Genomic DNA, 10,437 nt, shown 5'->3' on the forward strand with positions numbered 1-10,437 from the left:
CCATCTCGTCAGCCGTCTCGTGAGCCGTCTCGTGAGCCGTCTCGTCAGGAGATGCCGAGGTCGTTCTCGATGAAGTCGAAGATCTCGTCCGCGCCGGCGGAGTGGATCCGGTCGCTCACGTCGTCGCCGCCGTCCGTGGTCGCGGGCGCGGTGGCGACGGTGGCCGTGCCTCCGCCGAACCGTCCGAGCAGCGACTGGAGCCGGGCCCCGATGCGGTCGCGCCGGGCGTCGTCCTCGGACAGCCCGTCGAGAGCGGCCTCCAGGGAGTCGAGTCCGGCGAGGACGGCCGCCGCGCCGTCGGTGTCCTCGGTGAGCCGCCCGCGCAGGTAACCGGCGAGCGCCTGCGCGCTGGGCTGGTCGAAGAGGAGCGTGGCGGGCAGGGCGAGGCCGGTGGCCGCGCCGATGCGGTTGCGGAGTTCGACGGCCATGAGGGAGTCGAAACCGAGCGCGTTGAACGCGGTGGTGGCGCCGACCCGGTCGGTGCCGGTGTGGCCGAGAACGGCGGCGGCCTCGGCCCGCACGAGGGCGGTCAGGGTGCGTTCGCGTTCGGCGGCGGACTGTCCGGCGAGCCGGTCCCGCAGGGCCTCGGGCGCGCCCGACGTGGTCTCCGGGCGCTGCGCGAGCACGTCGCGGACCTCGGGGAGGTCGGCGAGGAGCGGGCTTGGCCTGGAGGTGGTGAAGCCGGGCGCGAAGCGGGCCCAGTCGATGTCGGCCAGGGCGAGGACCGCGTCGGGGCGGGCGACGGCCCGGCCGAGGGCGTCGGCCGCCTTGCCGGGGTCGAGCGGGTTGATGCCGCTGCGGCGCATCCGGGCCTCGGTGTCGGCGTCGGCGGTGGCCATGCCGCCACCTCCCCAGGGGCCCCAGGCCAGGGAGGTGGCGGGCCGACCGGCGGCCCTGCGTGTCTCGGCGAGGGCGTCCAAGTAGGCGTTGGCGGCGGCGTAGTTGGCCTGCCCGATGGTGCCGAGGGTGCCGGAGACCGACGAGTACAGGACGAACGCGGTGAGGTCGCGGTCGCGGGTCAGTGCGTCGAGGTTGCGGGCGGCGGCCAGCTTGGGCCGCAGGACGCGGTCCAGGGCGCCGGGGTCCATGCCGTCCAGGAGCCGGTCGTCGAGGACGCCGGCGGTGTGCACGACGGCGTCGACGGGGTGCTCGGCGAGCAGCGCGGCGAGCGCGTCACGGTCGGCGGTGTCGCAGGCGGCGAGGACGAGTTCCGTGCCGGTGTCGGCGAGGGCGTCCTTCAGGCGGGCCGCGCCGTCGGAGCCCGCGCCGGACCGGCTGACGGCGACGATGCGCGCGGCGCCCTGCGCGGCGAGCCAGGTCGCGGTGCGCAGGCCGAGCGCGCCGGTGGCGCCGGTGAGGAGGACGGTCCCGCCAGTCCAGTCCGGGGTGCTCGGGGTCGGCCCGGCCGGGGCGTGTTCGAGGCGGCGCAGGAAGGTGCCGGCGGGCGGACGGCGACCTGGTCCTCACCGGAGGGGTCGGCGAGGACGGCCACGAGGCGCCGGGCCACATCGGCGGCGACAGCGGCTTCGGTGCCCGCGGGCAGGTCCACCAGGCCGCCCCACAGCTGGGGGTGTTCGAGGGCGGCGGTCCGTCCCAGGCCCCAGACGGCGGCCTGCTCGGGTACGGCGGGCGCCTCCGTGCCGAGGACCCCGGTCGCCCCGGCGGTGAGCGCCCACAGGCGGACGGGGTCGGCCCCGGCGGCGCCGTCGGCGAGGGCCTGGAGGAGAGCGGTGGTGGCGGCGAGCCCGGCGGGAACGGCTTCGTGCCCGGGCAGGGGCTCGGTGTCGGCGGCGAGCAGGGAGAGGACGCCTGTCCAAGCGGGGGTGGGGTCTTGGCTCGGGCCGACGGGGGCGATGGTTGCGTCGGCGTTGGTGCCGTTCCGGTGCGGATCGGTGGGGGCGGTGGGCAGACCGGCACCGTCGGCAGCGGCGCCATCGCCATTCCGACGCGGACTGACGAAGGCCCCGGCGCCGTTGGCGGCGCCATCGCCGTCCCGGCCCGGACCGGTGAAGGCCACAGGCAGACCGGCACCGTCGGCAACGGCAGAAGCGCCGTCCCCGCGCAGATCGGCCAGAGCCTCGGCCAAGCCCTCACGATCGGCGCTCGCGCAGTCCACGGGCAGGACGCGGACCCGCGCCCCGTGCGTGCTGAGCGCGTCGGTGACGGAGCGTGCCCACGGGGTGCCGGCGAGCCTGCCGGGTACGGCGACGAGCCAGGTTCCCGTGAGCGTGGCGGCACCGCCCTCGGCGGCGGGGCGCCACACCACCCGGTGCTCCCAGCGCCTCAGCTCCTCCTGCGTGCGGTCCGCGTCCCGCCACGCGGCGAGCGCGGGCAGGACGGCGCTGAGCGGTGCGTCGGCGTCGACCGACAGCCGCTCGGCGAGCGCGGCCGGGTCGGCTGCTTCCACCAGTTCCCAGAACGCCGCGTCCTCGCCGGAGGCGGTGGCGGCCGGGACCGCCGACGTCTCCAGCCAGAAGCGCTCCCGCTGGAAGGCGTAGGTCGGAAGCGACACGATCCGCGCCCCCGCGTCGAGAGGCGCGACCGGGACGCCGGCTCGCCCCTCGACGTGCAGGGCCGCCGCCGCGAGGAGGGCGGTGCGCTCCTCGGGGAGGTCGCGGCGGAGCAGGGAGACGGCGGTGACCGATGCCGGGTCGCCGACACCGTCCCGCACGAGCGTGGTCAGGGTGGTGTCGGGGCCGAGTTCGAGGAAGTGCGTGACGCCTGCCGCCTCCAGGGCGCTCACCCCGTCGGCGAAGCGGACCGCCTGGCGCACATGACGCACCCAGTAGTCAGGGGTGATCAGGTCGTCGCCGGTCGCGAGAGCACCGGTGAGGTTGGAGACCACCGGGACGGTCGGCGCGTCGTAGCGGACGCGCTCGGCGACGGCCCGGAAGTCGTCGAGCATGGCGTCCATGAGCGGCGAGTGGAAGGCGTGCGAGACGCGCAGGCGCCGCGTCTTGCGGCCGCGCCCGGCGAACTCGGCGGCGATCGCGTCCACGTCCTCCGCCCGGCCGGACACCACCACGGACACGGGACCGTTGACGGCGGCGATCGCCACGCGCTCGGCGCGGCCGTCGAGCAGCGGCAGGACCTCGGCCTCGGTGACCTCCAGGGCCGCCATGGCACCGCCCTCGGGCAGTGCCTGCATGAGCCGGCCCCGCGCGGCGACCAGTGCGCAGGCGTCGCCGAGGTCGAACACCCCGGCGGCGTGCGCGGCGGTCAGCTCGCCGATCGAGTGGCCGCCGAGCACGTCGGCGCGTACGCCCCAGGACGCGGCCAGCGCGTGCGCGGCGGTGCCGAACGCGAACAGGGCGGCCTGGGTGTAGGCCGTGCGGTCGAGGAGCGCGGCCTCGGCGCTGCCCTCGTCGGCGAAGACCACGTCGCGCAGCGGCGGTCCGTCGAGGTGGCGGTCGAGTTCGGCGCAGACGGTGTCGAAGGTCTCGGCGAAGACCGGCTGCGCGGCGTGGAGTGCGCGGCCCATGCCGGGGTGCTGGGCGCCCTGGCCGCTGAAGAGGACGGCGAGCGTTCCGCCGTCGGCGGTGCCGGTGGCGACGTGCGGGGCCGTCTCCCCCGTGGCGAGGGCGGCGAGCCCGGCGAGCAGCTCGTCCCGGTCGGCGGCGACGATCGCGGCCCGGTGCGCCTGCGGGCTGCGGGCGGCGGCGAGGCTGTGCGCGAGGTCGCGGGCGTCGAGGGCCTCGTCGTCGTGCTGGAGCAGGTGGGTGCGCAGGCGGGCGGCCTGGGCGCGCAGCGCGTCCGGGGTGTGTCCGGAGACCGGGTGCACGCGCGGCACGACGGCGGGCGCGGGCCGCTCGGGAACGGGGAGGGCGGCGGGGGGTTCCTCCAGGACGACGTGGGCGTTGCTGCCGCTGATGCCGAAGGAGGAGACGCCCGCGCGGCGGGGCCGGTCGTCCCGGGCGGGCCAGGGGCGGGCTTCGGTGAGCAGGTCGATGGTGCCGCTGGACCAGTCGATGTGCGGGGAGGGTGCGTCGACGTGGAGGGTACGCGGCAGTTCGCCGTGGTGCATCGCCATGACCATCTTGATGACGCCCGCGGCGCCCGCGGCGGCCTGGGTGTGCCCGAAGTTGGACTTCGCGGAGCCGAGCATCAGCGGTTGCTGCTCCGTGTGTTCGCGGCCGTAGGTGGCGAAGAGGGCCTGCGCCTCGATGGGGTCACCGAGGGTGGTGCCGGTGCCGTGCGCCTCGACGGCGTCGACGTCGGCCCCCGACAGGCCGGCGGCGGCGAGGGCCTGCCGGATGACGCGCTCCTGGGAGGGCCCGTTCGGGGCGGTCAGCCCGTTGGAGGCGCCGTCCTGGTTGGTGGCGGAGCCGCGGACGACGGCGAGGACGGGGTGCCCGTTGCGGCGGGCGTCGGAGAGCCGTTCGAGGAGCAGCATGCCGACGCCCTCGGAGAAGCTGGTGCCGTCGGCGGACGCGGCGAACGCCTTGCACCGGCCGTCGGCGGCGAGGCCGTTCTGCGCGGTGAACTCGGTGTAGGTGCCGGGTGTGGCCATGACGGTGACGCCGCCGGCGAGGGCCATCGCGCACTCGCCCTGGCGCAGCGCGTGCGCCGCGAGGTGCAGGGCGACCAGGGCGGAGGAGCAGGCCGTGTCGACGGTCATCGTCGGCCCTTCCAGGCCGAAGGTGTAGGCGACGCGGCCGGAGATGACGCTTCCGGAGACGCCGAGCCCGATGTAGCCCTCCATGCCCTCGGGGATGTCGGCGAGGCCGGACGCGTAGCCGGAGCCCATGGCGCCGACGTAGACGCCGGTGCTGCTGCCGCGCAGGGACAGCGGGTCGATCCCCGCGCGTTCGAAGGTCTCCCAGGAGGTCTCCAGGAGGAGGCGCTGCTGGGGGTCCATGGCGAGGGCCTCGCGGGGCGAGATGCCGAACAGGGAGGCGTCGAAGTGCGTGGCGCCGTGCAGGAATCCGGCCTCCAGGCCGGGCAGGCGGTCCAGGTCCCAGCCGCGGTCGGCGGGGAAGGCGCCGATGGCGTCGCCGCCCTCGGAGACGAACCGCCACAGGTCCTCGGGCGAGGTGACGCCGCCGGGGTACTGGCAGGCCATGCCGACGATGACGACCGGGTCGTCCTGTCCGGCGGTGACGGTGGTGGCGGCGAACTGCTCGCTCGTGCCCGCGAGTTGACCGAGCAGGTGGCGGGCGAGCGCGCTGGGCCTGGGGTGGTCGAAGACGAGGGTGGCGGGCAGCCGCAGACCGGTCTCGGCGTTCAGCCGGTTGCGCAGGTCGACGGAGGTGAGGGAGTCGAACCCGAGGTCCTTGAAGGACTGTTCCCCGTCGACGGCGGTGGCCGAACCGTGCCCGAGGGCGACGGCGGCGTGCTTGCGCACCAGGTCGAGGAGGAGCCGTTCCTGGTCGGGCGCGGACAGCCCGGCGAGCTTGCGGCCGAGCGCGGAGGAGTCGGTGTCGGCGGCGCGGGCCGTGCGGCGGGCGGGCGCCGGGACGAGTCCGTGCAGCAGGGCGGGCAGGCGCCCGGCGATGGCGGCGGCGCGCAGAGCGGCGGGATCGGTGCGCAGGGGCGCGAGCAGCGGCTCGTCACCGGCCACGGCCTCGTCGAGCAGGACCAGCGCCTGGTCCGGGTCGAGGGCGGGCAGTCCTGAGGCGGCGATGCGGCGCCGGTCGTCGTCGCCGAGCCCGCCGGTCATGCCGCTGTCGTGGTCCCACAGGGTCCAGGCCAGGGAGGTGGCGGGCAGGCCGTTGGCGCGGCGGTGGTGGGCGAGGGCGTCCAGGACGGTGTTGGCGGCGGCGTAGTTGGCCTGCCCGGCGCCGCCGAGGAGGCCCGAGGCGGAGGAGAACAGGACGAACGCGGTGAGGTCGGCGTCCCGGGTCGCGTCGTGCAGGGCGAGCGCGGCATCCGCCTTGGCGCGCAGGACGGCGGCGAGCCGCTCGGGGGTGAGCGAGCCGAGGACACCGTCGTCGAGAACCCCGGCGGTGTGGACGACGGCGCGCAGCGGCCGGCCGGCGGGGAGCGCGGCCAGGACGGCGGCGAGGGCTACGGGGTCGGCCGCGTCGCACGCCTCTACGCGTATGTCGGCGCCCTGGGCGGTGAGTTCGGCCGTGAGGTCGTCGGCCCCGGGGGCGTCGGTGCCGCGCCGGGAGAGCAGCAGCAGGGAGCGCACGCCGTGCGTGGCGACCAGATGGCGGGCGACCAGGGCGCCGAGCGCGCCGGTGCCGCCGGTGATCAGGACCGTACCGTCCGGGTCCCAGACGGGTACCTGGTCAGCGGCGGGGGTGGCGCGGGTGAGCGCGGGGATCAGCAACCGGCCGTCGCGCACCGCGAGTTGTGCCGCTCCCCCGGCGACGGCGACGGCCGCGGCGAGCGCCGCGCGCGAGGCGTCGGTGTCGTCGACGTCGGCGAGGACGAGACGGCCCGGGTTCTCGGTCTGTGCGGCACGGACCAGGCCCCAGACGGCGGCGGCGGACAGGTCCGTGACGTCCTCACCGCCCACGGAGACGGCGCCGCGCGTGACCACGACGAGCGTGGCGTCCTCGGTGCGCGGGTCGGCGAGGAGGGTCTGGAGATCGGTCAGGGTGCGGCCCGCCACGTCGGTGGCCGTCTCCCCGGGGCGGGAGGCGACCGGCAGGACGGCGACGGTGCAGGACGTGTCGTCGTCCCCGCCGAGCGCGGGCCACGCGGGGACGAGGCCGTCGGCCGGATCCTGTCCTGCCAGGCGCCAGCCGTCGGTGTCCGGCGCGTCGGTGAGTTCCACGGCGCTCCAGCGCACCGCGTGGAGGGCACTGTCGGCGGGGCGGGCGGCGCGCAGGGCTCCGTCTGCGACAGGGCGGCTGACCAGGGAGTCCACCGTGGCGACGGGGTCACCGGCACCGTCGGCGAGCGTCAGGCGGACGGCGCCGGAGGGGCCGCGGTCGAGGCGGACGCGCAGTGCGGTGGCGCCGACGGCGTGCAGGCTCACGCCGCTGAACGCGAACGGCAGCCCCAAGCCGCCACCGCTCCCGTCGCTGCCGTCGCCGGTGAGCTGGGCGTGCAGCGCGGCGTCGAGCAGGGCGGGGTGCAGTCCGTAGCGGGCCGCGTCGCGGTGCTGGTCCTCGGGGAGCGCGATCTCGGCGTACCAGGTGTCGCCGGACCGCCAGGCGGCGCGCAGGCCCTGGAAGACGGGGCCGTACTGGTAGCCCTGCGCGGCGAGGCCCTCGTAGAAGCCGTCGAGGGAGACCGGCTGGGCGTCGGCGGGCGGCCAGGCGGCCAGGCCGGTCGCCGGCTCGGCCGGGGCCGGGGCGAGCACGGCGGTGGCGTGCCGGGTCCAGGGGCTGTCGTCGTCGGCGTCGGGCCGCGCGTACACGGTGACCGGGCGGCGGCCGTCGGACTCGGGCGCGCCGAGCGCGATCTGGAGCTGGACGCCGGTGTCGCCGCTGTCGGTCGCAAGGACGAGCGGCGCCTCCAGGGTGAGGTCGTCGAGGAGGCCGCAGCCGACCTCGTCACCGGCGCGCAGCACGAGCTCGACGAACGCGGTGCCGGGCAGCAGGACGGCGCCGGACACGGTGTGGTCCGCGAGCCACGGCTGGGCGCGCGTGGACAGGCGCCCGGTGAGCAGCACCCGGTCGTCGTCGGCGACGCGGACGACGGCGCCGAGCAGCGGGTGCCCGGTGCCGGTCAGGCCCGCGCCGGTGACGTCGGCGGTGGTGAGGGCGGGGCGCAGCCAGTAGCGGTCGCGGTCGAAGGCGTACGTGGGCAGGTCGACGCGCGGGTCGGCGGGGTCCTGGCCGAGGAGGGCGTCGAGGTCGACGGGGACGCCGTGCGCGTGGGCGGTGGCGACACCGGCGAGGAGCGTGGCCGCCTCGGGCCGGTCCTTGCGCAGCAGCGGCACGCACACGCGGTCGGTGGTGTCGTCGGGCAGGCAGGTGCGGGCGAGCGCGGTGAGGGTGGCGTCGGGGCCGAGTTCGAGGTAGCGGGTGACGCCGTGGGCGGCGAGCCAGTCGACGCCGTCGGCGAAGCGGACCGCGTGGCGCAGGTGGCGCACCCAGTAGTCGGCGGAGGCGAGTTCGTCGGCGGTGGCGGGGCGCCCCGTGAGGTTCGAGACGACGGTCAGCCGCGGCTTGTGCGCGGTGACGGTCTCGGCGACCGCGCGGAAGTCGTCCAGGACGGCGTCCATGCGCGCCGAGTGGAAGGCGTGCGAGACGCGCAGGCGGCGGGTGGTGCGGCCGCGGGCGCCGAGTTCGGCGGCGACGGCTTCGACGACGGCCGCGTCACCGGAGATCACCGTGGCGCGCGGGCCGTTGACGGCGGCGACGGACACGGCGTCGCCGTGCGGGTCGAGCAGCGCGGTGACCTCGTCCTCGGCGGCCTCGACGGCGACCATGGCGCCGCCCTGCGGCAGCGCCTGCATGAGCCGGCCGCGGGCTGCGACCAGCCGGCAGGCGTCGGGCAGGGACCACACCCCGGCGACGTGCGCGGCGGACAGTTCGCCGAGCGAGTGGCCGAGGACGTACTTGGGGGCGATGCCCCAGGACTCCAGGAGGCGGAAGAGGGCGACCTGGATCGCGAAGAGGGCCGGCTGGGCGAGGCCCGTCTCGCGCAGCGCCTCGTCGTCCGGGGCGCCGTCCAGGACCACGTCGCGCAGGGAGAGGCCGAGTTCGGGGTCGAGGTGCGCGCAGATCTCGTCGAAGGCGCGGGCGAACGCGGGGAACTGGGCGTACAGCTCGCGGCCCATGCCGGGGCGCTGGGCACCTTGCCCGGAGAAGAGGAACGCGGTGGCGCCGCGCAGGGTGCGGCCGGTGACGACGGCCGGGTGCTCCTCCCCGGCCGCGAGGGCGGCGAGGGCGGCGCGGGCGGCGTCGGTGGACTCGGCGAGGACGACGGCGCGGTGCTCGAAGGACTGCCGGGTGGTGGCGAGGGCGCGCGCGGTGACGTGCGGGTCGTCGCCGGGGTGTGCCTCTACGTGGGCGAGGAGGCGGGCGGCCTGTCCGCGCAGGGCGTCGGCGCCGCGCGCGGAGAGCAGCCAGGGGGCGAGCGGAAGCCGTGCGGCGGGCGCCTTCTCGGCGTCCCCGGGCTCCTCGCTCTCCTCCGGGGCGGCCTCCAGGATCGTGTGCGCGTTCGTGCCGCTGATGCCGAAGGAGGAGACGGCGGCGCGGCGCGGACGCCCCTCGGTGACGGGCCAGTCGGCGGCTTCGGTGAGCAGCCGGACGTGCCCCGCGTCCCAGTCGACGTGGGTCGACGGCGTGTCGACGTGGAGGGTGCGCGGCAGCCGCCCGTGCTGGAGCGCCATGACCGTCTTGATGACACCGGCGACACCGGCGGCGGCCTGCGTGTGGCCGAGGTTGGACTTGAGGGAGCCCAGGAAGAGGGGCTGTTCGGCGTCCTTGGCGCGCCCGTAGGTGGCGAGGAGCGCCTGCGCCTCGATCGGGTCGCCGAGGGTGGTGCCGGTGCCGTGCGCCTCGACGGCGTCGACGTCGGCGGCGGTGATTCCGGCGTTGGCGAGGGCCTGCTCGATGACGCGCTGCTGGGCGGGCCCGTTGGGCGCGGTCAGGCCGTTGGAGGCGCCGTCGGAGTTGACGGCGGAGCCGCGCACCACGGCGAGGACGGGGTGTCCGTTGCGGCGGGCGTCGGAGAGCCGCTCGACCAGGAGCAGGCCGACGCCCTCGGACCAGCCGGTGCCGTCGGCGGAGTCGGCGAACGCCTTGCAGCGGCCGTCGGGTGCGAGGCCGCGCTGCCGGCTGAACTCGAAGAGCAGGCCGGGCGTGGCCATCACGGCGACACCGCCCGCCATCGCGAGGTCGCACTCCCCCGCGCGCAGCGCCTGCACCGCCCAGTGCAGGGCGACCAGCGAGGAGGAGCAGGCCGTGTCGACGGTGACGGTGGGCCCCTCCAGGCCGAGCACGTAGGAGATGCGGCCGGAGGCGACGGACGTCGCGTTTCCGGCCAGCATCAGGCCGTGCACGTCCTCGGGCACCTCGACCGGGCCCTGCCCGTAACCGGAGGTGGCGGCGCCGACGAAGACGCCGGTCGCGCTGCCGCGCAGGGACTGCGGGCGGATCCCTGCGCGTTCCAGGACCTCCCAGGACGCTTCGAGGAGGATGCGCTGCTGCGGGTCGGTGGCGAGCGCCTCGCGGGGGCTCATGCCGAAGAACGCGGCGTCGAACGAGGCGGCGTCGCCGAGGAAGCCGCCCTCGCGGGTGGAGAAGGTGCCCGGGCGGTCGGGGTCGGGGTCGTAGCGGTCCGCGATGTCCCAGCCGCGGTCCTCGGGCAGCGGTCCGATGGCGTCCCCGCCCTCGTCGACCAGGCGCCACAAATCCTCGGGCGTCCGGACGCCGCCGGGGAAGCGGCAGCTCATCGCCACGATGGCGACGGGCTCGCTGCTGCGCTCCTCGGCCTCGCGCAGCTTGCGGCGGGTCTGCCGCAGTTCGCCCGTGACCCGCTTGAGGTATTCCACGTACTTGTCGTCGTCAGCCACGTGTGTCACTTCCTTGT

General features: G+C 76.4%; 2 protein-coding genes. Both read right to left on the reverse strand.

From position 1 onward, the window contains the following. Nucleotides 1–44: 44 nt before the first annotated feature. On the reverse strand, nt 45–1,331 hold the full coding sequence (locus N5I75_RS15965; RefSeq protein ID WP_476678178.1) for a beta-ketoacyl reductase: 1,287 nt from the start codon (nt 1,329–1,331) through the stop codon (nt 45–47). Further along, nucleotides 1,238–10,420 carry a beta-ketoacyl synthase N-terminal-like domain-containing protein gene (locus N5I75_RS15970; RefSeq protein WP_476678076.1) on the reverse strand — a complete coding sequence of 3,061 codons (9,183 nt, stop codon included), beginning with the start codon at nt 10,418–10,420 and terminating at the stop codon, nt 1,238–1,240. Before N5I75_RS15970 ends, N5I75_RS15965 begins: the two co-directional genes overlap by 94 nt. Nucleotides 10,421–10,437 lie beyond the last annotated feature (17 nt).

Source organism: Streptomyces sp. R818, assembly GCF_056172735.1.